We start from the raw sequence: 26,631 nt of genomic DNA, 5'->3' as shown, positions 1-26,631 counted from the left end.
ATCATCAATGATACAGCCCTTAAAAAATCAGGCGCATAAAACCATTATAAACGGACTTATCCTAACGGTAGTATTACTTATTTGCTGGTCATTAAGTTCACGATTTTTGTTGCACGATTTTTCAAAAGCAACCCAGGTCCTGGTATCCAGGATAACTTTTTGGCTGTATACGGGCGCTATTTACCTGTATGCCATCAGGAAAGAAAAACAAACTTTTTTATTATGGGCCGATAAACATTACAAGACAGGCAATTATATACTGCACATTATACTTATTTTCCTGGTGATATTATTCATCAGTGGCATATGTTTTTTTATACTCAAATGTTTTGGCCTGCTCAAAATGAGTGAGGATGTCATACGGCTGAGAAAGTTAAACGCTCCGCTGAAGGTTTTTATAGCTATTACCGCTGGTGTTGCAGAGGAATTAATTTTCCGAGGCTATATGATGACCAGATTATGCATTTTATTTAAAAACAAGCATCTGCCCATATTCATCTCGGCTATTATATTCGGTGTGGCGCATATCTGGTATGGTACCTTAGTTAATGTGCTTTATCCTGCCATTATAGGCATAGTTTTCGGATACCATTACTACAAGTACAGGAACCTTAAAATGCTCATTATTTGCCATTTTCTGATCGACTTGAACGCCCTGTTCAATCCAGCTCTTAAGCATTAGCCATATTGGATTTCACCTTATCTATATCAACCAATGGCTTTGGTGTAACTGCCATGTCAACATTAGCTTCAAGCTTTTGTTGCCTTCTTTGATATAATACAAACATGGCCGCAGCCAGTACGCCTATAATACCTTCAATGCAAACGGCACGCCTTGGACCTAATCCGCTGGCCAGCCAGCCAACCAGTAAGCTACCGATAGGTATCATTCCCTGGTAAGCCATTACATAGTAACTAATAGCACGGGCCCTCATGGCTGGTATAGCATGGGTTTGTATATAGGTGTTAATGGCTGATGTTTGCGCCATCATGCCTACACCTGTCAATACCATAAATATCAAGGCGAAGGATAATTTACCGGCATAGGCCACCATTAAAACACTGAGCCCGAAGATAAGGCTGGCTGTTATCATAACTTTGATGAGGTTTTTGTTGCTTTTTAAATTGGCCAGGTAAACCGCGCTGATCACCGATCCCAAACCAGCCGCACTCTCAAACCAACTGAAGGTTTTGGCATCGCCATTAAATATATCCTTTGCAAAAATGGGCATCAGGGTGTTAAACGGGATAACAAACAAGCTGCTGATGCTCAGCATCAGGATCAGGCTGCTCAGATCGCGGTCGCCGGACACGTACTTAAAACCCTCCTGCAATTCGGTCCAGATACTTTTTTCAGACCGGATGATGGCTTTGGTGTTCAGCTTCATCATAAACAAACAGCCTAACACAGGGATGTAGCTCAAAAAGTTACCGAAGAAACAAAAGTCTTCGCCAAAAGCACCCAAAACAATACCGGCAACAGCAGGGCCCGCGATGCGTGCCAGATTGCTCATGGTAGAGTTAAGCGCTATAGCATTAGGCAGGTCGTCCTTGTTATCCACCATCTCCATCATTAAAGCCTGGCGGCAGGTAACATCAAACGCATTAATGATACCTTGTATCAGGCTCAGGCCAATTATTGCAGGGATATTATAGAACTTAAACAAGATCATAAAAGCAAGCGCCCCGGCTTGTGCCATGGATATCACTTGTGTTATCACCAGGATGCGGTAGCGGTTATGCCTGTCGACAATACTGCCCGCATACGGGGCCAGGATCAGCGAAGGGATCAAACTCACAAAGCCAACCACACCAAGCAGCAGCGCCGACCCGGTAAGCCGGTAAACCAGCCAGCTAACGGCGGTTTTTTGCATCCAGGTGCCAATGAGGGATATAGACTGGCCATAAAAAAACAGTTTGAAATTGCGGTATTTAAGTGAGCGAAAAACATTCATTGGGGTAACGGATAACAAAAGCGTTTCAGGGGAGATCTTAAAACAAGACTATTGAAATTCTTTATGGCACAAATATCGGCAACAATGATATATTTGTAAAATAGATTGTTTTAATGATATTAATTAGTAAAAACGATTGATTATGGAATTCAGACAATTGCAATACTTTGTTAAAGCCGCCGAAACCATGAACTTTACCGAGGCGGCTGCTGCAGTATTTATTACCCAAAGTACGCTATCACAGCAAATAAAACAGCTGGAGGAAGAGCTGGGCATGCTACTGTTTGACCGTATTGGTAAACACGTGCGCATTACCGAGGCCGGCCATGTATTTTTAACGCATGCCCGTAAAATATTAATGGACATACAAAAAGGCAAACAAGCCATCACCGAATTGAACAATGCGGCTACCGGCGAATTAAATATAGGAGTATCCTATGCCTTCACCTCGTCGCTATTCCCGGTGTTGGCTCCGTTCTCCACCAAATATCCAGGCATTAAAATTTCTATCATTTCTGATAATCACGTAGAACTGGAGAAAAAACTTCGTTTGGCCGAATTGGATCTGATCGTGGCTTATCACAATGAATCAGATGATGAGGACCTGGAAATGCAGCCACTGTTCAGCTCCAGTATTGTGATGGTGGTTGCTAAAAACAATCCCCTGGCGCAGCTCAAAAGTGTTAACCTTAAACAACTGGCCGAACTTGAGCTGATATTACCAGGTAAGGGTTTCAGCTCCCGCACATTTATTAATGAATTGTTTTACAAACACAAGATGAGCCCTAATATCAATATCGAGCTGAATGATGTGCATACACTGCTATCCCTGGTACAGGACGGCGACTGGGCAACCATTCTGAACGAAAAAACTATAATCGGATGGGATAGATTAATTGCCATTCCTATAGCAGGGCAGGAGGTAAAAAAACAATCCTATATCCTTTGGCAAAAAGGAGTTTACCGCAAAAAAGCCGCTATATTGTTTACCGAACAGCTCATGACCGTTATGAGTAACGAATGATGGTGAAAGGTTGTAAGTTAAAACAGAATTTAATATCGAATAATGAATGTTGAATATCCAACATCGATTTTACTTCAGTATTCATTATTCGGTGTTCAATACTAAATTCTTAACTTTTTTTATTTAGCTGTAGTGCGCCCTTCCACATGTACCGCTATGGTACTGGCATGTGCAAAACCCAGTGTGCTGCCCGGTACAATCTTAAAATAATATTGCAGGTAGCTCTTCATAATACCCTGCGACAGGCGAATATAAGTAGCCTTAAAATCTTCGCCGAAAAAAGTTATGAGCGGCCTTACATAATGCATCCGGCCTTTATCGTCAACACAAACCTCAAAGGAGTAATAGAAATCTTTATAAGCCTTATGGATGGTGATATCAAAGTTGGGATCAAGGTAATCGTCAGACGAATCAAAGTTATTACTAATATCGGGCGGGGTGATTTTCTGCTTTACCGTTATCTGTGAGCTTTTACTGATAAGCTGCACAGGCTGGCGGGCCGAAAAGGCTTTGGCAATATTGCTGTTGGCTTTGGCTACCAACCCCTTTACAAACAAGGTATCCTTGCGGCTGGGTCGCCTCAGGATGGAAGTATCAGTATGCAAAACGTTTTTCACATAATTATCGGCATAAAAAAGCATATATACCTTAGAGCCGGCTATATCAAGTGAATCGCCTTTCGCCTGCAGTATCTCCATTACGATACTGTCTTTACTTATTTTTTTAATTTTGAGCCATGACCGTGCCGCATTAAAAATAGAATCGTATCCACGGGTAAGCGGGAAATTGATGAACGTGTTTTTTGTAGGACTAAAAATACTCACCGAATCGTCCGACACAAATTTCATTTTCCATTGCGGTTCCAACTGATAACCATATTCGTTAAATGACAGGCCATTTTTTTGCCGCCTGGCTACTTCGCTATAATTAATACCGTTATATTCCTTGAATGATATCAGGTGTTTTTCTTTAGCCTTGCCCGGGTCTTTGCATCCGGAGTAAGCAATAACGGTAATAAGCAGCAACGCGGCGCTTAAATATTTGATGTGATTATGGGTAGAAAGCATATCGGCTTAAAGATATAAATTCTTTATACCGATATAAAAAGTTTAACTATTACCGGTTTGTTTATAGCTTAAACTTTACAAAAATGTATTTGCCTATATGAATTACCGGCCTTCTTCGGCGGATAACGCCGGTTTCTTTTTACGGAAGAAAAAATGAGTTTGGCTGTAATAACTAAAGAACACGATAAATACGGTAGCCACGATTTTTGCCGGGGTTGGATAAAGCCCCATCACATCAACCAGTAATTTCAAAAACATCAGGTTTAGCAAGATGCAGATGGCGTTCACCATCATAAAGCGTGACAACTGCCCGCGTTTGCTCAGGCCCGATTCTTTGAAAATCACATACCTGTTTAAATAAAACCCGGTACAGAACGAGATACTGAACGAAAGTATTTGCGAGGCAATATGCGGGCTCAGCGTATAAAAACCAAGATCGATGTTATGCTTTTTGAAAATAAAATTATAGCTGAAACTGAAAAGAAGGATGTCAAATACCGTATTGCTGCCACCGCAGGCCGCATAACGAAAGGTGTGCAGCGGCATCCATTTTTTAAATGGCTTGTAAAACAGGTCGATAAAATTCAGGATCCCGTGTCTGATAAAATTGTGGACTTTACGCATGCCGTTCTTCTAAAATGTCGAATCGCTTGTCATCTTGCCATCTCTTCTTTGATCGCTCTCAAAAACTCGTTGGCATGCTGCGATCCGATAATATAAAGCAGTCCATCCCTGTCGGTAAGATGTATGGCATCATTGCCGGCAGCATAAAAACGGATGGTTCCTTTGGTATGCAGGTTATATACGGGATTATTGAACAAATATCGGCTATACACTCCTTTTTCAACTTTCACAATACCGTTCAGGTCTATTTTTACCAGGCGGGTTGTCCATAAACCATTCAATTTGATGCTTTTATTTTCAACCCGTGTGCTAAAGTGCAGTAAAAAACCCATGATGATGGAGATGATGATAATAGCAAAACCAACCACTACCAGCAGGTCGCCATTGCGCTCGCGTTCGTCCGTAAAAAAATAGGCCGCGAAACAAAACATGGCCAAAACCAGGCGAATGGTTATCGGGATAAACTCCCGGCCGAGGTACTGTTTTTCTACAAAAATTGCTTTTTCGCTCATCTTAATTTATACAGTTCGAAGATAGTAACTTTTTTAGTGTTATCATTTACTTTATACCTTTCATCGGGGCGGTAACCGCCAATCCACATCACTTCGCCATTACCGTTTACCAGCACCGGCACTTCCTCTTTTTGATTCAGTGATATTTTCTGATTGATAAAAAAATCGCTCAGCTTTTTTCGTCCCTTCATGCCCAGGGGATAAAAATGATCACCCTCCTGCCATGCCCGCAGTGTTAACGGAAATTTCAACAAGTCCGCATCTACAGATACAGCCAGCGGGTTATCTTTAATAATCAGTGGACTATCATCATGCAAAACCGTCATTTTATAATTGCCATAGTACACCTCATGCGTTTTTTCGGCAATAAGTACAGCTTCATGTCCGCTATTTTTTCGCTTCTCCAATATCAACCTGTCGCGATCCAATATCAGCGAATATTCGGTTGATTCAAACACCCGACCGGAATGTTTATCCAGGGCAGATATCAGGTCATCAACGGCAGTTTCGTTAAAACCGTATGGCTGCAATAATTTAAACAGCAATAAACGCATAGGGTTTAATTGCCGCACCTCATCCAGCAGTAAATAATTACCATCCTGCCCATGCTTAATTATTGTTCCGGACAGTGCCGCTATCTGATTTTCGAGCAATGTTTCCAGGTCGCGAAAATGTTTCAGGTTGTTGTCGAATGTTTTCTCCAGGGCCGGATTCAATTCTTTTAATTTGGGTATTACCTCCAGCCTGATCTTATTACGGGCATATTTGGCCGAAGCGTTGGAGCTGTCCTCCACATAATCCAATTTATTTTGGGCAATAATGGTAGCTATTTCATCCCGGTTCAAAAATAGCAGCGGGCGCACCAGCTTCCCGTTTTGAGGTAATATGCCGTGCAAGCCTGCTATGCCCGTGCCCCGGGTAAGGTTTAACAATATTGTTTCAATTGTGTCGTTTTTGTGGTGTGCAAGCGCAATAGCCTGGTAATCTGATTGCTGACTTACGGCGCCGAACCATTGATAACGCAGTTCGCGCGCGGCCATCTGGATAGAGATCTTATTTTCGGCCGCATAATTCCGGGTATCAAAATTAACGGTATGGAAAGGTACACGAAACTGATTGGCCAGGTCATTGCAAAAGGATTGGTCGCGCAGAGCCTCGTTATCACGCAGCTGAAAGTTACAATGGGCGATGCCAAAAGTATAACCGGCCTGCTTTAATAAGTGGGCCATTAAAACAGAATCCATGCCACCGCTTACCGCAGCTAAAATTTTGCTGCCGCGAGTAAACAAAGTATTTTGTTCAATAAAATTTACAAACTGTTTAACAGGTAACAAGATAATTATTGAGTTAGTGATTCCGCTCTTTGATTTTCACCATCAAAATTATTAAATTAAGTTGATGGTTGATGGTTCATAGTTGATGGTTCATGGAAAAAGAAAAAAATACAATCATCAACCAGCAGCTACTATGATTTATGAACCATCATCCATGATCCATCAACAACGATCTATGAACTTAATTCTCTTTAACCCCAACAAAAAACTAATTTTGCCAACGTGAGTAAATATGTTTTAAGCTTTTTGTTATTGATGCTGGCGGGCAATGTTATGGCCCAAAAAAAGAAATCAATTGTAAACCTGATACAGTCAGAAAGCAGCTCTTATACCAAAATTAACGGGCGCCAGGTGATTAAGGTTTATAAAGGGGTTTTTAAACAGGATTTCTCGACCCTGCGCTCAGACAGCGCCTATTTTTATCCCGATGAAAACGCTTTTGACGCTTTCCGCAATGTAAACATTAACCAGGGCGATACGCTGAATATTTTTTCTGATAAGCTCAACTACAATGGTAACACCAAACTGGCTATCCTTACCGATAACGTAAAAATGGTTGACAGAGATGCTACCCTAACGACCAATTATCTTACTTACAATACCGCCACCCGCATAGGCACTTACACTAACGGCGGTAAACTGGTAAACAAGGATAACGTGCTGACCAGCAAAAATGGTTATTATTTTGCGAGGTCGCGCGATTCTTACTTTCGGTATGATGTGGTGCTCACCACTATTGATGCCATTATTAAAACGGATACCCTGCGTTATAATACAGGTACCCGCATAGCTTATTTTTATGGCCCTACCAACATCTACGGCAAAAAAGATAAAGATACCCTGTATACAGAAAACGGCTTGTATAACACCGTAACCGAGCAGGCTTTTTTTGGCAAAAAAAACCTCTATAAGCAAGGCACCAAATCACTAAAAGGCGATAGTTTGTTTTATGACAGGCTCAAAGGCTATGGCCGCGCGGTTAAGAACATCACCTTTAATGATAATGAACAAAAAATAACCCTCAAAGGCGATCTGGGCACTTATTTTAAAGCCGATGAGCGTACTGTGGTTACCGAAAATGCTTATATGGTGATGATCACCGAGCAAAAGGACAGCACACAAACCGATTCTGCTGCGGCAAAAAAACCGCCTGTGGTAGCCAAAAAAGGCAAGGATGCAATAGCTCCTAAAAGTAAGGACGGGCCTGAGATCATCAGTGTTACCAACATGGCCAAATTGACCAAAGACCTAAAACCGGGGACCATGCTGAGTAAAACAGATTCGGCCAGGGTAGATTCAGCGGCAAAAGCATTGGTCAAACAAAACAAAAACATGAAACCGGGCGAAGCGGTTGAGAAACTCACGGATCTGTCAAAAATGGCCGATGATATCAAGAAAAAAGGCACCATCGGGAAGGCGGATTCTGTTAAAATAGATTCGATGGCAAAAAAGCTCGGCGTGCAAACCCAAAATATAAAGCCTGGCGATGCGGATAAAAAGCTTACGAATATGGCCAAGCTGGCTGCCGATATCAAACCAAAAAATGGGGCTAAACCGATAACGGCACCAGCGGATACAAACAAACAAGGCGAAAAAGTAAAGCGCGACTCGATTTTCATGACTGCTGATACGCTGGAAACCCAGATCATGACCTTCAAAAATCTGAAGATATACCAGGAAAAACAAAGGCTACTCCATTTCAGGGATACCTCCGAAGCGGGTTTGAAGCGGGCGGTTTTAAACCAGAAGCTAAAGGGAATGCCTACGGTGTATCTGCGCGTGCCAAAAGATACTATCTATCTGCACCGCAACTTTTTTGGGAAACCCAAGATAGATTCAACCCAGATTAAAAAAGACCTGCTAAATGCCAAGAGAAAGGCGAAACAGGACAGTGTACGTGCCGTAAACATGAAGAGGGATCCGGTATTTGCTACCCGTGAATTTGATGTGAAAGATACTGCCCGCATCAGGATATTGATCGCCCATCATCATGCCAAAATATTTAAGTCGGACCTGCAGGGTAAGGCTGATTCTATTTTTTACAGTAACAGTGACTCCACCATACGCTGTTATGTAAAACCCATGTTCTGGACACAGGGTTCACAGCTCTCGGGCGATACCGTGTACCTGCAAATGCGGAACAAAAAGCTGGATAATATAGAGTTGTTTCCAAATGCTTTTGTGGTGAATATTGAGAAGGATGATTCGCTGCACTTTAACCAGTCCTCGGGCCGAAAGATGCGGGGTTTCTTTAAAAACGACAAACTTCACCAGCTATACATCGCCGTTAATGCCGAAAGCATTTATTTTAAGCGTGACAGCGGAAAGGTAGCCGGTATGCAACGATCATTAAGCAGCCGGATCCATGTGGTTTTTAAAAATGGCGAAACCAAGGAGGTTACTTTTTTAACCAAGCCCGAAAACCGCTATATCCCCATGGCTAAAGTTACCGAGGAGGATAAGCTGCTGAAAGGCTTTATCTGGAAGCCGAAGGACCGACCGGCCTCCAAAGAGGCGATCATTCCAACGCATCATAAAAAACAACCTGCTTCAAAATCGCCGCCTCCAAAAGTTAAAGTAGACAGCCTAACCCAGGCTAAAATGGATAATTTGAAGGGAATAATATTGAAACTTAGCAAGGATTCAACCAAAGCCGACTCCCTGAAGAAACTACAGCTGGTTCTGAAAAACCTTACCGATTCGATAAGCAAAGCGGCGGCAACCGCAAAGCCAGTTAAGGGGACTGCCGATGCTACAGTTAAAGGCAGGCAACCCGCCACTAACGCGGTTAAAGATACTGCAAGTAGAACAAGTGCAGGGAGCTTGAAAAACATAAAAGCGGTTAAGGATACCACCGGTAAAACCATTATTACCCCACCAGTAATAAAGGCAATTAAGGATACCACGGGCAAAGCCGGAGGAGCACCGCCGCCAATAAAAGCGGTTAAGGATACGACGATCGCTCCGGCTAAAAAACCGGAGAATTAAGGCGTAATTTCATCCGAAGCTTATATTGACGGGGAAGAAGGATTGTTAAATAATCAAAAATCAAAGTAATACCTTAATCCAATAAATCATGGTTCAGGCAAACACTTGCCCGAAGCTTATCTGCTCATAAGGGAGAAAACTCACTAATTCAATAATTAAAAAGGCGTATGAGCGCGTCCACCGGCTGACGGAAACGCCCTTTTAGATTTAAGAATCAAGAGACAAGAATTAAGGCAAACCAACTCAATAATTTACGAAATCACTAATTCAATAATTGCATAAACTACCAATCTGATAGATTAAGTTCAAATCCTCAAAAAAAAATCGCATATTTGGAGTTTAACATTTTATTATATAACAAATTAACAAAATGAAACCTCCGAAGGAAGCTTCATTACAGATCAAAAACAAATAACAACAAAATGAAAGTCGCAGTAGTAGGTGCTACAGGATTAGTAGGCACCAAAATGTTGCAGGTTCTTGCAGAACGCAACTTCCCCGTTACAGAATTAATTCCCGTAGCTTCAGAAAAAAGTATTGGTAAAGAAATTACTTTTAATGGAAAGCAATTTAAGGTGGTTTCTGTTGAGGATGCGATTAAGATGAAGCCGGACGTAGCGATTTTCTCGGCCGGCGGAAGCACTTCATTACAGCAGGCTCCTTTATTCGCGGCCGCTGGTACAACTGTTATTGACAATTCATCGGCATGGCGCATGGATCCTACCAAGAAACTGGTAGTGCCCGAAGTGAATGCTGATGTATTGACTGCTGATGACAAGATCATCGCTAACCCTAATTGCTCTACCATACAAATGGTGGTGGCCTTAAAACCGCTGCACGATAAATACAAAATTAAAAGGGTAGTGGTTTCTACCTATCAATCGGTAACCGGTACCGGCGTAAAAGCTGTAGACCAGCTATTTAACGAGCGTAAAGGTATAGACGGACCTAAGGTTTATCCTTACACTATCGACCTGAACGTGATCCCGCAGATTGACGTTTTCACTGAGAACGGCTATACCAAAGAGGAAATGAAAATGATCCTGGAAACCAAAAAGATCATGGGCGATGATAGCATTAAAGTTACCGCTACCACCGTACGCATCCCGGTTATGGGTGGTCACTCGGAATCGGTAAACATTGAGTTTTTCAATGATTTTGACCTCACCGAAGTACGTGAGCTGTTAGCTAAATCGCCGGGTATTGTTGTAGTTGACGATCCTGCCAGCCTGAAATACCCAATGCCGCTTGATGCACATGATAAAGACGAGGTATTTGTGGGCCGTATCCGTCGCGACGAAACTCAGGACAATACCCTGAACTGCTGGATAGTATCAGACAACCTGCGTAAAGGCGCTGCTACCAACGCCGTGCAAATTGCCGAATACCTGGTTGCCGCGCATCTGATCGGTCAGCCGATTGAAGCATAAGTAGAAAGTTTTAAATAGAATAAAGCAAGGCCCTGTAATTCTCATTACAGGGCCTTGTTGTTTGTAAATAATTATTTCTTAAATTTGAGAATATGAACGAAATATTTTTCTTAGTTGAAGAATCAATAGAAGGTGGATATAACGCACGGGCGATAGGAGAAGCTATATTTACCGAAGGAGATACGCTTGATAAGCTCAAGGCAAATATTCGTGACGCAGTTCAATGTCATTTTGATGAAGGCAAGCTTCCCAAAATTATTCGTTTACATTTTGTTAAAGAAGAAATTATTACCGTTTAATCATGTCTCCTAAAACGCCGCGTGACGTATCCGGTAAGGCTCTGATTAAAGTATTATCAAAATATGGATATGAAGTAGTGAGGCAAAGCGGGAGTCATATCCGGCTGTCTATCAACACTCATGATGAAATCAAAAACTTAACTATCCCTAATCACGCTCCTATCAAGTTAGGCACGCTCATGGCTATATTAATGAAGTGTCAGCACAACTCAACATTAATAGAGACGAACTTATTAATAAGTTGTAACACCCGCATGAGTCCGTAGGCCAATATTTTGAAAAGGTAAAAAGCTAACAGACAATAGCTTGTTAACCTATCAAAAGTATTATCCACAGCATTTGGCTTTTTTTATTTAAACTTGTTTGCTATGAAAACCATTAAGCTGATAGTTGTTTTGTGCTGTTGTTTAGCTTCAGCCCGATTGTTTGCGCAGGATAGCCCGCAGGCTATTGAAGGAGATCTGCTCCGGATATTGAAAAGGGTGAATTATTACGGCGCCCACAAAAAGGAATGGAAAGCAATGGATTCGCTGCTGAAGCAAAACAAGATCTTCGCGTTCAAGCTCAAATACTATACCTCTAAATATCCGGCTACCATCAACCAGCCTTTTACCTCATTGATTAAAGAGCGACTGGTGATAGCCACTTCTGCCGATGGTATATTTCGCACCTATTCCTGGAACACACAGCTGGGTGTTAAAGGCTTTGATATTTACAATGTGCTGCAATATAAAAACGGCGGGCAAACGGTTTCGCTGTTAAAAATGGATACTATTGGTGAAAAAGGGTATGTATCCCTCTGGTACCCTAAAATATACACGTTTACCACCGCCGGCAAGGTTTATTACCTGGCTACATATAATTCGGTTTATTCGGCAGCAAAGGCGGGTCAGGGTTTAAAAATCTTTACTATCGAAAAAGGCAAGCTGATCAGCAATCCGCCGTTGATCAAAACACCTACCGGGGTATACAGTCAATTACATTATGAGTTTGACGTAAGCTCCATTGCCGATTGGAAAGCTTATCCGGCTATTTATTTCGACAAAGCTACCCAAACTATCCATACACCATTGGTTGATTATAATCACAAAATGACGCATAAGCTGATCACCTATAAATTCACCGGTCGTTTTTTTGAGAAGGTAAAATGATAAAAAACCATATATGATATCCTTTGCTCACCGTGTATTTATGCAAGTAGCTGCTAACCTGAGTTTCAGCAAGGCGGCGCAGGTGCTGTTTATTACGCAGCCCGCCATCAGCAAACACGTTAAAGCGCTGGAAGATCAATATAAAGTACCCTTGTTTGAACGGAAGGGCAACAGCATCCTGCTCACTGATGCCGGCAACAAACTGAACGAATACCTGCAGCAGGCCACCGAAATTGAGCGCAAGATAGAGTATGATCTTTCGGTGCTCAGTAACCTGTCGCAGGCGGCGGGACACCTGCGTCTGGGGGCCAGTACTACCATCGCCCTGTATATTTTACCTTCTATACTTTCCGGCTTTCAGCGCGAGTATGCCAATGTGGATGTGCAACTGGTGAACCGCAACTCTGAATATATCTTGAACGCCCTGCTTAACCACGAGGTGGATATCGGCATCATTGAGGTGGATAACAAGCTCACCACGGTATCTTATACACCATTTATGAGCGATGAGGTTATACCGGTATGCTCAGCTAAAAGTCCGTTGGCTGGTAAGTCGCTTACACTAAAACAACTGTTAAAAACGCCATTGGCAGTAAGGGAGCGAGGATCCGGCACGCTGAACGCAGTATTAAAATCACTATCAGCCCTGCATATTAAACCGGCAGACCTGTCTGTAAAGATCCGCCTGGGTGGTACCGAGGCGCTTAAAAACTTTCTCCTGGCCGATCAATGCCTGGGATTTATGCCCCGCCCATCCATCATCAGGCAATTAGCCGAGGGTGACCTGGTAGAAGTGCCCGTTGAAGGTTTGAAAATCACCCGCGATTTCTTCTTCATTCGCCGCAAAGGGACCGAGGATTATGGCTTAACCAGCAATTTTATCAATTTCGCGTTAGGGCATAAATAGCTTTGCAAACGAACACAAGACAGTTGATGACATGCAATAAAAAAATTCGTCATTGCGAGGTACGAAGCAGTCCCCGACTTACAGGGGCGCGCTGTATAGCATAGAGATTGCTTCGTACCTCGCAATGACGCGCGGAGAAAAAACTTCTTAACCCTCTTTCCACCATAGGTGAAGTGGGAGAGACCAAGCGTATCGATGGCCTGGGGAGTCGATTCTCCTCTTTTTTTCAAATAACAAAAACCATCCACCAGCTCACCTGTAATTATATTATACTTAATTTTTATAATTTAAAATTAAATAATATACATTATGGCAAGTTTGAGTAATAGAAAAGTAGCGATCCTTACCGAAGAAGGATTTGAGCAGGTAGAATTAACAAGCCCTAAACAAGCCCTTGAAGCAGCCGGCGCAACCGTACACGTGATATCGCCCCAAAGTGGTACTATTAAAGCCTGGGATAAAACGAATTGGGGTATTGAAATTAATGTAGACAGACCGCTAAACGAAGTAAGCCCGGATGATTATGACGCGCTTGTATTACCCGGAGGTGTGCTCAACCCTGATAAATTACGGCAGAATAAAGACGCGGTAGCCTTTGCTTCGGCATTTTTAGATGAAGGCAAGCCCGTGGCTGCTATATGCCATGGCCCGCAGTTATTAATAGAAACTGGTTTAATCAAAGGCCGCAGGCTAACTTCCTATCCATCCCTGCAAACCGATCTTAAAAATGCGGGAGCAGATTGGGTTGATGAGGAAGTTGTAGTTGATCAGGGCCTGGTGACCAGTCGCACGCCGGCCGATTTGGAAGCATTTAACCGTAAAGCCATTGAAGAGATTGGTGAAGGCATACATCATGAAGCCTGATAAGCGTTTTTTTCAAAATAATTCAAAAGGGCACCTTTTATACTGATGCCCTTTTGAATTATAATACATACCCCCTAACTTTAGGTAAATTAAACGCAATAAATTATGATATCGCTTATCCCCCTAAAGTATATGCTGCCATTGGGATTGTTCCTGCTGGCGTTAAGCTTTTTTGTTAAATTCATCTACAAATCCGAACCGGATGCTCTCGACGGACTTTTAAAAGGCATTAGTATAGGCGTATTACTTTTATACCTTGGCCAAAGTTTAAGCAAGCGTAAAAAACAATAACCGATAAATCCTGTTGAGTATATATTAGGCTCATATATGCCGAGTTTGTCAAGCGGGCATGCTGTGAAGCACGTCTAAAAAATCATTCAGGACAAATTCAGTACAATAACCTAACTGGGGGTAGAATCATTCGTGGTTCTGCCCTTTTTTGTGAAGCTTCAGATATAGATGGGGCTTTTTTTATCTTTACCCCATGCCTGTAAAAAACGCATTGATCATTGGTGCCGGTATCGCCGGTATTGCCACGGCTATCCGTTTGGCGGTAAAAGGTCACCATGTTGAGGTCTTTGAGGCTAATAATTATCCGGGCGGGAAGTTATCTGAGTTTGAGCAGGATGATTTTAGATTTGATGCCGGTCCCAGTCTGTTCACCATGCCGCAGTATGTAGATGAACTGTTTACCCTTGCCGGTAAAAACCCTGTCGATTTTTTCAATTACCAAAAACTGGATGTGGTTTGCCGGTACTTTTATGAAGATGGTACTATCCTGAATGCTTATGCCGATCAAGAACAATTTGCTGCTGAGATAAATCAACAAACGGGCGAACCAACGGCTTCCCTCAAAAAGTATCTTAAAAACAGCGCCAATATCTACAGCATTACCAATCACGTTTTCCTAGAGCGGTCCTTACATCGCTTAAAAGCTTATTTACATGGAGATACGGTACACTCTGTTTTTAAGTTTCCGCAGATAGATGCTTTCCGCACTATGCACAAGGCCAATCAAGGTTTTTTTAAGGATAAACGCCTTACTCAATTTTACGACCGATACGCTACTTACAACGGATCAAACCCATACACCGCACCGGCTACGTTGAATGTGATCCCACATCTGGAGCAGCATTACGGCGCTTATTTCCCTGTGGGCGGCATGTACAGCATCGTGAGCAGCCTGGTAAAACTGGCAGAGTCATTGGGTGTGATATTTCATTATAACGCGCCTGTGAATGAGATCATTTTAGAAAAGAAAAGCGCGAAAGCCATTAAAGTAAATAATAAGCTGATATCTGCCGACATCATCGTATCCAATATGGATATCTGGTTCACTTACCACGGGCTGTTAAAGCAATATCCGCATCTGTTCCCCAAAAAGATCCTGAGGCAGGAACGCAGCAGCTCGGCCCTTATATTTTATTGGGGAATTAAAAAACAGTTCGTGCAGCTAAACCTGCATAACATTTTCTTCAGTGCCGATTATAAAGCCGAGTTTGATCATATTTGGCTACAAAAAGATATTTACCACGATCCAACCGTATACCTCAACATCAGCTCCAAATGCAAACCGGATGATGCGCCAAAGGATTGCGAAAACTGGTTCACCATGATCAATGTGCCCGCCAATACCGGGCAGGACTGGGACAGCCTGATCAACACCGCCCGCCAAAACATATTAACTAAACTTAGCCGCATCCTGGGTCAGGATATCAGTGGTTTGATCCTCTCAGAAAACATTCTTGATCCGCGTGGTATTGAAAGCCAAACATCATCATACCAGGGTTCATTGTATGGCACCAGCTCCAACAGTCAGTTCGCGGCATTTTTACGGCATGCCAACCGGTCGCCGGCTATTAAAAACCTGTATTTTTGTGGCGGCAGTGTACATCCGGGCGGCGGTATTCCGCTTTGCCTGCTTTCGGCAAAAATTGTGAGTGACTGGATTAATTAATTATTGATTTAGTGATTGCCCTTTGCAGGCGCTCGAAGGGAGCGGCAGGGTTATTGCTTGCTCGTAAATTGCCTCGGAATGTAGCAGAAGCCTCACCCTACCCTCTCCTTTGGAGAGGATTTAGGTGAGGCTTCCTGATAACACAAAAAGCCTTTATCTTTACCCTTTCAATATAACAACCTATGAAACTTCAGCTTTTTGACAAACAAGTTTATACCGACAGAAGAAATGTATTAAAGCAAAATATCGCATCAGATGGTATTATCCTGTTATTGGGCAACGAGGATAGCAGCATGAACTATAAGGACAATTGCTACCCATTTCGTCAGGACAGTACCTTTCTTTACTACTTCGGCCTCGACGTGCAAAACCTGACCGCCATAATTGACACCGATACCGGCGAAGAAGTAATTTTCGGCAACGAACTCACTATTGACGATATCATCTGGACAGGTACCCTGCCTACCGTACATGAAATGGCAGCGCTGGTTGGCGTTACCCAAACAAAGCCATCTGACCAGGTACTGCATTATGTACATAAGGCGCTGATAGCCGGCAGAAAGGTGCATATTTTACCGCCCTATCGCCCCGAAAACCGTATGAAACTGGCCGCCTGGTTTAATGTGAGCCTGGAGGATATACAGGACCATGTATCGGTTAAGCTCATTAAAGCAGTGATAGCGCAGCGGGTAATCAAAACGCCGCTGGAGATCCAGGAAATGGAAAAGGCGGTTTCTATCAGTGTGGATATGCAGCTGGCCGTTATTAAAGCTACCCGTCCCGGTATTAAGGAATATGAACTGGTTGCCAAGGCCAATGAAGTAGTAGCGGCAGCCAACGGTCGCCTGGGTTATCCGGCTATTATTACCACACACGGCCAAACGCTGCATACCCATTATTATGGCAACACCCTGCAGGATGGTAACATGGTATTAAGCGATATAGGCGCCGAAAATGATATGCATTATGGCGGCGATCTTACGCGCACTTTCCCGGTTGGACGCAGCTTTACCAATAAGCAAAAAGAACTGTATGAAGTGGTTCTTAATTCGATGAACCACGCTATCAGTTTGCTAAAACCGGGCACACGTTATAAAGATATCCACCTGGCGGCCTGCCAAAAACTGGTTGAAGGACTAAAACAGGTTAACCTCATGAAAGGCGATGCGGCCGAAGCCGTTGCCGCCGGCGCGCATACCATGTTTTTTCAATGTGGCCTGGGTCATATGCTGGGCATGGATACGCATGACATGGAAGATTTGGGCGAACCATACGTGGGTTATACCGATACACTGAAAAAAGAAACCGTGTTCGGATTAAAATCCTTACGACTTGGGCGTGAATTAGAGGCCGGTTATGTACTGACTGTAGAACCGGGTATTTACATCATCCCTGAACTGATTGACCGCTGGAAGGCCGAAAACAAATATGCGGATTTTATCAATTACGATGTACTGAACACCTACCGTGATTTTGGCGGTATCCGTATTGAAGACAATTTTTTAATAACCGATACCGGCAGTCATTTACTGGGTAAGTATTTACCGAAGACGTTGAAGGAGATTGAAGGATTGAGGGGGTAGTAGTTTAACCAATATACCTACGCAACGACATTGCAAGCTTATAAAAATGCGTCATTGCGAGCGTAGCGTGGCAATCCCTAACTATACAGAGCGGCTTTTCTTATTGGGGATTGCCACGCTACGCTCGCAATGACGTAATGGTTAAATATTGTTCTTAATTTTCCCTCACCATTTTTTCCAAAGCATCTATCCATATTGGTGAGTCGTTCAAACTTTCTACCAGTTGAACTTTCTCGCCGCCAAGAGCTTTAAACTCGTCGCCGTACTCCGTAGTAACTTCATAAACAGTTTCCAGGCAGTCGGCCACAAAAGCGGGGCAAAATACCAGTAGGCTTTTCTTGCCTTCTTTAGCCAGCTTCGCTACGATCTCACTGGTATAAGGCTGCACCCATGGATCATTACCCAGGCGCGATTGAAAGCAAATGGTGTATTTATCTTTAGGGATACTGAGCTTTTCGGCAATTAGCTTTGCCGTATGGTGAGATTGTGCCGAGTAGCAGTTTTTATTAATATCGGTGAGTGTTGCGCAGCAGTCATTAACTTTTAAGCAATGCTGTTGGGTATGATCGGCCTTGATCAGCTGCCTTTGCGGCAAACCATGAAAGCTGAATAGTATATGGTCATAGCTCTCGGGGTTGTATTTTTGAGCGTTATCGGCAAAGGTGGCTATCATACCTTCGTTGTCATGAAAAGAATTTACGAAAGAGATATTGGGCTTGGTGCCCCACTGAGTCAGAAGCCCCATCACTTTATCATAAACAGAACCGGTACTGGCTGATGCATATTGCGGAAACAAGGCGATCACCTGTATGTCATCAACCAAAGCCGCCTTTAGCCTGTTCAGCGCCGATTCAATAGAAGGGTTTTGATAACGCATGGCCAGTTCCACAATGTACTCATCGCCCAGGCGTTGTTGCAGGGCTTTTTGTTGCAGCAGGCTATAATGCATTAATGGAGATCCGGTCTCTTTGTCCCAGATGGCCTGGTATAATTTGGCCGATTTTGGTGCCCTGAATGGAACTATTAATCCACGTACTAAAAGGGTGCGCGATATGGGGTTAATATCAATTACCCTCGGATCCATCAAAAACTCATTCAGGTAAGTACGCACATCTGCCGTCGAAGGGCTATCGGGCGTACCTAAATTCACTAATAAAACTGCTTTTTTACCCATAACTATTTCAGCCGCAAAAGTATAAAATTATTGTCCCCAATCCCTTAAAGGAGTAACAATTTACAAATGAATGATTGGGCCTTTACGCCGCGTGTTATTGCTTTATCTCCACTCTTCCCGTATAAAACATCCCTGGCTTTATCTTTCTCTTCTCCATAAAAAATTTTGTAAAATAAATTTGCGTAAGCAAATACTTACATATACATTTGTGTAAGCAAACGCTTACACATTATGACAAGCACCAGAAGAGACGTATTCCAGGCCATAGCCGACCCTACCCGCAGGCAGATCATTAATCTGATCGCACAGCAACCACTCAATCTTAATGCCATTGCCGACAATTTTGAGGTGAGCAGGCCGGCCATATCGCAGCATATCAAGATATTGATTGAATGCGGGTTGATCGATATTAAAAAATCCGGCCGGGAACGGTATTGCGAAGCCAAATTGGAACAGCTTAATGAGGTGGCTCAATGGATAGAACCGTACCGCAAAAGCTGGGAAGAACGCTTTACTAAAATGGATGATCTGCTGGCGCGTTTGCAAAAGGAAAATGGATCAACTAATAAAAAATAAACAGACACCAATTAAAAAATTAAAAAAATGGAAAAGAATAAAACAACCATCACCGCCGTACCCGGCAAACAGGAAATTTTCATCACCCGGGAATTTGATGCTCCACGCGAGCTCGTTTTTAAAGCATATACCGACCCCGAATTACTGTTACAATGGCTGGGCGGCCAGTGCAACCTCACTATGCGAATAGAAAAGTTTGAAGCCAGGGCCGGCGGTTCCTACCGATACATTCATACCGACCCGGCCGGAAATGAGTATGGTTTCCATGGGGTTTGCCATGAAAGTACTGCCCCCGAACGTATCATTCAAACATTTGAGTTTGAAGGATTACCGGAAGCAGGCCATGTAGCATTGGAAACTACAAAATTTGAAGCTTTACCCAATAACCGGACAAGGATAGTTACACAATCCGTGTTCCAATCCGTTGCAGATCGCGACGGTATGCTGCAATCGGGCATGGAGCAGGGAGTTCTTGACTCGCACGCACGTCTGGAAGAGTTACTCGCAACTGTTACCGTCTGATTAAAGTAAACTCTCATAAGGAATACGTCATTGCGAGCGCAGCGTGGCAATCTCGCAGAATGTAGGCCGCCTTACATTGTTCGCGATTGCTTCGTCGTTCCTCCTCGCAATGACATGTTGGCGACTCGTCATAGATAACACACATCTGTTAAATAAAGTTAAATCCTTCATTATTATTGCCTTATCAGTAAAAACAATGGTATGTTGCAGTGATTAATCAAACACCTATCATGAAGCCATTGTTCTACCTGTTAACGGGGATTGTTTTATCAGGAATTCTGTTATCCTGCAATAGCCCATCTAAAAATACCAGGTCAAATGCTAAAATCGCCATCCACAATAATGGCATCAATATAGCTTACACCGATACCGGTAAAAGTGATACCACTTTACTTTTTGTGCATGGCTGGTGCATCAACAAATCGTACTGGGCCGATCAGGCGACTTACTTCGGCAAAAAATACCGGGTAATAGCTATTGACCTGCCCGGCTTTGGTGAGTCGGGCAAGAACCGTAACCAATGGAATACCATGGCATTTAGCAGGGATGTAGATTCGGTGATTAAACAGCTGGATTTAAAAAAAGTGATCCTGGTGGGTCATTCCATGTCAGGCGATGTGGTATTACAGGCTGCCGTTGCTAATCCTCAACAGGTAATTGGCCTGGTGGTGGTCGACATTTTTAAAAATGTTGGAAAGAACCAGGTGCAAACCGCACAAGCAAAAAAAGAATACGCCGCTGCCATAGATTCACTGAAGCATCACTTCAAACAAATAGCTTTTGAATACTTCAATCAGTCTCTCTTTTATACCACAACTACCGCGGCAGTCAAAAAAAGAGTGCTTAACGATATTGCCCACGTTGATACTGCAATTGCTGCCGCCTGCATGGAAGACAATAACGACTTTAACGAAATAGCCGGGCTGAAAGCAGCGAAAATGAAGTTATACCTCATCAACAGCGATGTGGAACCTACCGACACCACTCATTTAGCAGCCAATAAGATCCCCTTTAAATTACTATACATTCACGCCACAGGGCATTTTCCAATGATCGAAAAACCACAGGAGTTTAATGCTCTTTTAGATAAAGCAATTGTAGATATTAAAACCCGAGAATAGTGAACTTTTGATTGGGTTCTGCTTCTGTGAGAGCAGAATAATGTATCTTGTTGGGGTGTAGAAAAACTCAATCCCTAAAAATGAAACACCTTCTTTTCTTTATCCTTTGCCTATGGATCCAGGCAGGGCTTGCGCAATCAAAACTACCGGTTATTAAAGCCGCCTCAAAAAGCGTAGCCATTAATGACGGAGGGTATCTTGATAAAAATGCCTGGACACTTTCGCCAAAGATCAGGCCGGATGTGTTTACTGCCGAAAGATCAAGAAAAGCCAAATGGGTTACTTTTTATACCGACATCGACTCCATCAGGGTAAAAGTAAAGCCAGGGACTAAGTTTAATTTTGTGGTATTGTTAAATGGTAAAGATTCCTGCTATACGCAAATTGCAAGCGCTATACCACCCGAAGATAAATCACAAAATAATATTGCCACACATGATACTATCCCGTTTACGTTAACTGCCAATAATGCCATCTGTGTAAAAACCATCATTAACAATACCGATACTTTAAACCTTGATTTTGATAGCGGTTCCTGGGATTTTAGGTTAACCAGGGATGCTATCCTCAAAAAGACAAGGTTGCTATCCAACCAACCTGATGCTTTAGCCGGTAGAACAAAGCCCAATTATAACAATTTAAGCAAGGTTTTTAAATTACAAATGGGGAAATCCGTTTGGACCGATCCAGAAATAGTGGCTACAGGATTAACCGCGTACGAAATGGACGGGCGTTTTGGCTGGAACCTGTTTGAGGGCAAAACTTTGGAGATCAACTATGATCAAAACCTGTTGATCATCCATTCCAAGCCTTTAAAAATTCCCAAAGGTTATGTGCGGTCAAAGCTGGAGATCATCCGTTCTTTTGTTACCGCCAAAGGGACTTTTGAAATAGAAAATAAAAAATATACCGGCAGCTTTTTATTCGATACAGGCTCAGAACAGGCGGCAGTTTTAGATAGTACATGGGTAAGCCAGCAAAATTTCCCCAGGAATTTAAAGCTGCTCAAATCATCCGTAATTCATGACCCGAGAGGAGTGGGATATGAAACTAAAATAGTGCTTGCTCCTGCATTAACGATCAATGGTTTTGAACTGACCAATATCCCTACCCTTATTTTAGGCGGCAAAAACCCGGTAGGCTTTATGATCAATTATTTAGGCGATGATGTTTTGAAGCGATTTAATATGATAATGGACTTCAAAAACGATTACCTCTATCTGAAACCCAATAAATTAACAAATTTAAAATATCGGGAAAGCTCCTAAGAGAAAACTGTAAATTAAAATGCGGGGACTCTGAAGCTGAAATGACGTGTTACAAGGTACGAACTGAATTATATATAATAACTATGTCATTGCGAGCGAAGCGCGGCAATCTCCTCGCTTGCATATTGAACGCGATGAGATTGCTTCGTCGTTCCTCCAATGACATCAGGAGGATACGTTTTGGGCAACTTGTTTCAGGATCCCACAGGATGGGTGATCATCATGCGTACAACCTACTAATAAATTCGGCATGACTTCAGTTTTTATACAAAAACTCCTCGTAGGCTGGTAAAGCAACTATTTTCTGAAACTGAAATTATAAGCTACTCTTAAACCGGCCACAGGTACGGTATTACTACCGCTCGTCCTGCTCCACTTCAAAACGCTGCCACTCAGATTAAACTCTACATTGTTTTGGTTATCAAGCGGTACCTGATACCCAAGAGCAAGCGTACCTCCACTGCTGGACCTATCGGCATTAATAATTCCTACAATTCCGGCACTCGCAAACCATTGTTTATCAAAATAGTATTTGCCGCTAAATGCAAGGCTAACTCCCCCCAGATCGCCCCGGGTATAGGTACTATAACCCTGAGGGCCCTCATGAATAATCGCGTTATCGCCTTTTATCTGCTTAACACCTATTACAGGTACCAGCGCAAAAGCATGGCTAAGGCGTATATTACCCTGAACACTGACATCAACTCCGAGGCTATAACCTGATGCAAATGGTATATTGCCACCCAAACCAAGGCCTATTCCACTATGTGCCTGCGCATGAACAGTGGTATACATCAGCACTATTATAAAGGTTAATATGGCTGATGTAAAAGCTTTATTCATAGTTATCTTCTAAAATATTCGTAATTCAGGCTCAATAAAGTAACTGATCATACGGATATCTTTCCGTATGGATGGCTTTCACTTCTTCATACAACAGATCCCTGAACTCGTCAACATTTTCCTTTTTGGTAGCCGATATAAATATCGCCGGGCTGTTATTCTTGGCCATCCAGCTATGTTTAAAATCATCCAAAGTAAGAGGTTCCGTTTGCGGCTCCAACTGATGCTCTTCGGGTTTAAAGGCATCTATTTTGTTAAACACTGTGATCATCTTTTTATCAATGGCGCCAATATCTTTCAGGGTTTCGTTTACGGTGCGTATCTGGTCCTCAAAATTGGGATGCGATACATCCACTACATGTACCAGGATGTCGGCTTCGCGCACCTCGTCAAGGGTCGACTTAAAGCACTCTACCAAATGGTGAGGCAGCTTACGGATAAACCCAACCGTATCTGATAACAGGAAAGGAACATTCTCGATCACCACTTTCCGCACGGTAGTATCCAGCGTAGCAAACAGCTTATTCTCGGCAAATACATCCGATTTGGATATCATGTTCATGATGGTTGATTTACCTACGTTGGTATAACCCACCAAAGCCGCACGTACCATCTGGTTACGGTTTTTGCGCTGTGTTTCGTTCTGCTTATCTATTTGCTTCAGCTTTTCTTTCAGCAGTGATATTTTATTCAGGATCAAACGCCTGTCCGTTTCAATCTGCGATTCACCCGGACCACGCATACCAATACCACCCTTCTGGCGCTCTAAGTGCGTCCATAAACGGGTAAGGCGGGGTAATAGATATTGCAGCTGGGCCAGCTCCACCTGGGTTTTAGCCTGGGCAGTTTGTGCCCGGTTGGCAAAAATATCCAGTATCAGGTTGTTGCGGTCAAGTATCTTTACCTGTAGTTCGTTTTCAATATTACGCAGTTGCGATGGCGACAGCTCGTCGTCAAAAACTACCATATCGATCTCTTCTTCTATAACAAAGGCTTTAATATCTTCCAGCTTACCAGAGCCTACAAAAGTGGCCCTGTCCGGGCGTTGCAGTTTTTGGGTAAAACTTGTTATTGTTTCGCCACCGGCGGTAGCCACCAAAAATTCCAATTCCTCTAAATACTCTTTTTCCTGTTCATCAGTTACATGCGGGGTCATTACACCTACCAGAACAGCTTTTTCCTGCTTCACAGCAGTGTCATAAAATTTTTGTTTCATTAATTACAGTATATCAATCTAAATGCCAGTTTAATAATGGCATATATTCAGGCATAAGCCTTGCTTTACTGATGCCAAAATTACAGTAAAGTAATATATAAATTACTATTCATATTTACTATACGCGCCAGCATTTCAAATAATTACAACTCAGAGCCGGTCTGGCTTATCAAAAAGCAGCACATACAATTATTTGATTAAATTGTTTTTATTTTTATAAAATTCTTATATTACTTTCGCATTCAATTTGTAATTAGAGATTAAACCTTATCACAATCACATGAACAAGATTTTTACCCTATTCCTTTTAGGGTGTATGGCAGTTGCTGCCAAAGCGCAAACACCCGCGCCAGTACCCACCACACAGGCATTTGGCAAAGTTGACAAAGCTGATCTGGAACTTAAAGCCTGCGATTTTGAAAAAGACGCCAATGCCGAGATCCTTTTTGATAAAGCGGAGGTTTACTTTGACCAAACCTATAATATTGTGACCGAAAGACACAAGCGCATTAAAGTATTTAACGATAATGGGAAGTCGGAAGCTAACATCCGTTTAGAATATTATAGTGCCAACCGTGTTGAATATATTTCCGGTTTACAGGCGCAAACTATCAACTCAAGCAACGGCACTCCTGAAATTATAAAAGTTGATAAAAAGCAAATATTTACCGAAGTGATAGACAAATACCGCTCGGCCATGGTGTTTTCTTTTCCAAGCGTAAAGCCGGGTTCTATTCTGGAGTACAAGTACCGCTTAACATCTGCTTCCATCGCTGATTTCCCGGATTGGTATTTTCAGAGCGACCTGCCAACCCGCTATAGTGAGCTAAGCACCAACGTACCCGATGTTTTATATTATAAACAATTGGTAAACGTACATTCTCCTTACGTAGTTAACAAAACTAATTCAAGCAATGCTCATATCCAGGCACTGGCTAACATCCCATCACTAAAAGACGAGCCTTTTATGGGTTCCCGTAATGATAATTCGGAGCGTATCCTGTTTCAGTTATTAAGTATAAAACCAACCTATGGCTTTACACAAACGTATCAGGATTCCTGGAAAAAAGTTGGAGAGAATAAAGCAGACGACGAAGATTTTGGCGGCCAGATAAACCGTAAACTTGCCGGCGAAGAAGCGATTATTGCCAAAGCCAAAAGTCTCAAAACCGATGATGATAAAATCGCCTACTTATTTAACGAGGTTAAAAGTACGGTAAAATGGAACGACTCCTATGCCCGTTACACCAATGATGGTACTGTAAAAGCCTGGGATAAAAAGATAGGTAACTCAACCGAAATTAACCTTATCCTCACCCATTTGCTCAAAAAATCGGGGGTTAAAGTATATCCTATGCTCGTGAGTACCCGCAGCAATGGTCGCGTTAATCCGGCTTATCCAAGCTATTACCAGTTTAATACTTCGGTAGCGTACATTCCGGTAGATAGTAACAAATATTATGTGCTTGACGCTACCAGCAAATACAATATTTACAACCAGGTACCTAACAATTATTTAAACTCGTTTGGTTTATACATCAATAAGGATGATAAGGTTTATGATCTCGCCTTTTTAGATGATAAAGACCCCGTTAGACAGGTAGTGCTCATCAACGCCGAAATAAAGCCCGAGGGTAAAATGACCGGAACGGCCGATATCAGCAGCTTTGTTTATAACCGTGTTAATTGCGTCAAGAAATACAAGACCGATGGTGAAAAAAAATACATCGACTTTTTGCGCAATGATAACAATAACATGAAAATAGCATCGGTTAAGTTTGAGAATATGGAAGTTGACACACTGCCGTTGCAACAAAAAATGGACTTTAACCTCGACCTTACCGGGGCCGATGAAAATTATATATACTTTAACGCCAACCTGTTCACCGATCTTAAAACAAATCCATTTCTGAACGAAAACCGTGTTACAGATATCGATTTTGGCTATCGCGACAACTACGCCATAACCGGTATATTTAAATTGCCGGCCGGTTATAAAATTGACGCCATGCCAAAAAGCATCAACATGATGATACCCGATAAAAGCATTGTTTTCAGGCGTATAGTGGCCGAGCAGGACGGCTCCATCATGATCAGGCTGAATGTTGATTTTAAACAGTCCCTGTATTTCAAAGAGAACTATCCGGAGTTTCATGAATTCTGTAAAAAAATGTACGAAATGCTGAACGAGCAGGTGGTACTTAAAAAAGGCTGAT

At 42.5% G+C, this 26,631-nt stretch carries 25 protein-coding genes; 17 read left to right on the top strand and 8 right to left on the bottom strand.

The window, feature by feature from the left end:
- Nucleotides 1-7 precede the first annotated feature (7 nt).
- Complete coding sequence (locus tag AB6735_RS21415; RefSeq protein WP_370998108.1) at nt 8-682, top strand: lysostaphin resistance A-like protein; 675 nt, start codon at nt 8-10, stop codon at nt 680-682.
- Here AB6735_RS21415 and AB6735_RS21410 read toward each other — a convergent pair.
- Nucleotides 672-1,955, bottom strand: a complete 1,284-nt coding sequence (locus AB6735_RS21410; protein WP_370998107.1) for an MFS transporter — start codon at nt 1,953-1,955, stop codon at nt 672-674. The genes AB6735_RS21415 and AB6735_RS21410 overlap by 11 nt on opposite strands.
- 142 nt (nt 1,956-2,097) lie before the next feature.
- Here AB6735_RS21410 and AB6735_RS21405 point away from each other — a divergent pair, with 142 nt between their 5' ends.
- Nucleotides 2,098-2,979, top strand: a complete 882-nt coding sequence (locus tag AB6735_RS21405; protein WP_370998106.1) for a LysR substrate-binding domain-containing protein — start codon at nt 2,098-2,100, stop codon at nt 2,977-2,979.
- A 119-nt stretch (nt 2,980-3,098) separates the two neighbouring features.
- Here AB6735_RS21405 and AB6735_RS21400 read toward each other — a convergent pair whose 3' ends face one another.
- From AB6735_RS21400 to tilS, 4 genes are all read right to left on the bottom strand, one after another.
- Complete coding sequence (locus AB6735_RS21400; protein WP_370998105.1) at nt 3,099-4,046, bottom strand: hypothetical protein; 948 nt, start codon at nt 4,044-4,046, stop codon at nt 3,099-3,101.
- Between the two features lie 102 nt (nt 4,047-4,148).
- Complete coding sequence (locus AB6735_RS21395) at nt 4,149-4,670, bottom strand: GtrA family protein (RefSeq protein ID WP_370998104.1); 522 nt, start codon at nt 4,668-4,670, stop codon at nt 4,149-4,151.
- A gap of 29 nt (nt 4,671-4,699) precedes the next feature.
- Nucleotides 4,700-5,182 carry a hypothetical protein gene (locus tag AB6735_RS21390; RefSeq protein WP_370998103.1) on the bottom strand — a complete coding sequence of 161 codons (483 nt, stop codon included), beginning with the start codon at nt 5,180-5,182 and terminating at the stop codon, nt 4,700-4,702.
- Nucleotides 5,179-6,516, bottom strand: a complete 1,338-nt coding sequence (gene tilS, locus AB6735_RS21385) for a tRNA lysidine(34) synthetase TilS (protein ID WP_370998102.1) — start codon at nt 6,514-6,516, stop codon at nt 5,179-5,181. Before tilS ends, AB6735_RS21390 begins: the two co-directional genes overlap by 4 nt.
- Before the next feature lie 222 nt (nt 6,517-6,738).
- Between tilS and AB6735_RS21380 the strand changes: the two genes are divergently transcribed.
- From AB6735_RS21380 to AB6735_RS21335, 10 genes are all read left to right on the top strand, one after another.
- On the top strand, nt 6,739-9,504 hold the full coding sequence (locus AB6735_RS21380; protein ID WP_370998100.1) for an OstA-like protein: 2,766 nt from the start codon (nt 6,739-6,741) through the stop codon (nt 9,502-9,504).
- A 422-nt stretch (nt 9,505-9,926) separates the two neighbouring features.
- Nucleotides 9,927-10,934: an aspartate-semialdehyde dehydrogenase gene (locus tag AB6735_RS21375; RefSeq protein ID WP_370998099.1), complete on the top strand. Its 1,008-nt coding sequence runs from the start codon at nt 9,927-9,929 to the stop codon at nt 10,932-10,934.
- A gap of 92 nt (nt 10,935-11,026) precedes the next feature.
- Nucleotides 11,027-11,233: a 2-oxoisovalerate dehydrogenase gene (locus AB6735_RS21370; RefSeq protein ID WP_370998098.1), complete on the top strand. Its 207-nt coding sequence runs from the start codon at nt 11,027-11,029 to the stop codon at nt 11,231-11,233.
- 2 nt (nt 11,234-11,235) lie between these two features.
- Nucleotides 11,236-11,499 (top strand): type II toxin-antitoxin system HicA family toxin, encoded by a 264-nt coding sequence (locus tag AB6735_RS21365; protein ID WP_370998097.1) that lies wholly within the window; start codon nt 11,236-11,238, stop codon nt 11,497-11,499.
- A gap of 102 nt (nt 11,500-11,601) precedes the next feature.
- Complete coding sequence (locus tag AB6735_RS21360) at nt 11,602-12,384, top strand: hypothetical protein (RefSeq protein WP_370998096.1); 783 nt, start codon at nt 11,602-11,604, stop codon at nt 12,382-12,384.
- A gap of 13 nt (nt 12,385-12,397) precedes the next feature.
- Nucleotides 12,398-13,291, top strand: coding sequence for a LysR substrate-binding domain-containing protein (locus AB6735_RS21355; protein ID WP_370998095.1), 894 nt, complete (start codon nt 12,398-12,400; stop codon nt 13,289-13,291).
- A 309-nt stretch (nt 13,292-13,600) separates the two neighbouring features.
- On the top strand, nt 13,601-14,155 hold the full coding sequence (locus tag AB6735_RS21350) for a type 1 glutamine amidotransferase domain-containing protein (protein WP_370998093.1): 555 nt from the start codon (nt 13,601-13,603) through the stop codon (nt 14,153-14,155).
- A 105-nt stretch (nt 14,156-14,260) separates the two neighbouring features.
- Entirely contained in the window at nt 14,261-14,446 is a 186-nt protein-coding gene (locus tag AB6735_RS21345) for a hypothetical protein (RefSeq protein WP_370998091.1), read from the top strand.
- Between the two features lie 193 nt (nt 14,447-14,639).
- Complete coding sequence (gene crtD / locus AB6735_RS21340; protein ID WP_370998089.1) at nt 14,640-16,112, top strand: 1-hydroxycarotenoid 3,4-desaturase CrtD; 1,473 nt, start codon at nt 14,640-14,642, stop codon at nt 16,110-16,112.
- Between the two features lie 182 nt (nt 16,113-16,294).
- Nucleotides 16,295-17,695 (top strand): aminopeptidase P family protein, encoded by a 1,401-nt coding sequence (locus AB6735_RS21335; RefSeq protein WP_370998088.1) that lies wholly within the window; start codon nt 16,295-16,297, stop codon nt 17,693-17,695.
- Nucleotides 17,696-17,849: 154 nt separating this feature from the next.
- Here AB6735_RS21335 and hemH read toward each other — a convergent pair whose 3' ends face one another.
- Nucleotides 17,850-18,869 (bottom strand): ferrochelatase, encoded by a 1,020-nt coding sequence (gene hemH / locus AB6735_RS21330; protein WP_370998087.1) that lies wholly within the window; start codon nt 18,867-18,869, stop codon nt 17,850-17,852.
- 231 nt (nt 18,870-19,100) lie between these two features.
- Here hemH and AB6735_RS21325 point away from each other — a divergent pair, with 231 nt between their 5' ends.
- The 4 genes from AB6735_RS21325 (at nt 19,101) to AB6735_RS21310 (ending at nt 22,356) form a co-directional block, all read left to right on the top strand.
- Nucleotides 19,101-19,445 carry an ArsR/SmtB family transcription factor gene (locus tag AB6735_RS21325; RefSeq protein ID WP_370998085.1) on the top strand — a complete coding sequence of 115 codons (345 nt, stop codon included), beginning with the start codon at nt 19,101-19,103 and terminating at the stop codon, nt 19,443-19,445.
- Nucleotides 19,446-19,472: 27 nt separating this feature from the next.
- Entirely contained in the window at nt 19,473-19,967 is a 495-nt protein-coding gene (locus tag AB6735_RS21320; RefSeq protein WP_370998084.1) for an SRPBCC family protein, read from the top strand.
- A 230-nt stretch (nt 19,968-20,197) separates the two neighbouring features.
- On the top strand, nt 20,198-21,088 hold the full coding sequence (locus AB6735_RS21315) for an alpha/beta fold hydrolase (RefSeq protein ID WP_370998083.1): 891 nt from the start codon (nt 20,198-20,200) through the stop codon (nt 21,086-21,088).
- An 80-nt stretch (nt 21,089-21,168) separates the two neighbouring features.
- Nucleotides 21,169-22,356, top strand: coding sequence for a hypothetical protein (locus tag AB6735_RS21310; RefSeq protein WP_370998081.1), 1,188 nt, complete (start codon nt 21,169-21,171; stop codon nt 22,354-22,356).
- Nucleotides 22,357-22,653: 297 nt separating this feature from the next.
- Here AB6735_RS21310 and AB6735_RS21305 read toward each other — a convergent pair whose 3' ends face one another.
- Nucleotides 22,654-23,199: a hypothetical protein gene (locus AB6735_RS21305; RefSeq protein WP_370998080.1), complete on the bottom strand. Its 546-nt coding sequence runs from the start codon at nt 23,197-23,199 to the stop codon at nt 22,654-22,656.
- Between the two features lie 31 nt (nt 23,200-23,230).
- Nucleotides 23,231-24,415 (bottom strand): GTPase HflX, encoded by a 1,185-nt coding sequence (hflX, locus tag AB6735_RS21300; protein ID WP_370998079.1) that lies wholly within the window; start codon nt 24,413-24,415, stop codon nt 23,231-23,233.
- 280 nt (nt 24,416-24,695) lie between these two features.
- Here hflX and AB6735_RS21295 point away from each other — a divergent pair, with 280 nt between their 5' ends.
- Nucleotides 24,696-26,630, top strand: a complete 1,935-nt coding sequence (locus tag AB6735_RS21295) for a DUF3857 domain-containing protein (RefSeq protein WP_370998078.1) — start codon at nt 24,696-24,698, stop codon at nt 26,628-26,630.
- Nucleotide 26,631 lies beyond the last annotated feature (1 nt).

The organism is Mucilaginibacter sp. RCC_168, assembly GCF_041355315.1.
Classification (GTDB): domain Bacteria; phylum Bacteroidota; class Bacteroidia; order Sphingobacteriales; family Sphingobacteriaceae; genus Mucilaginibacter.
This window is presented reverse-complemented; position numbering and strand designations above follow the sequence as displayed.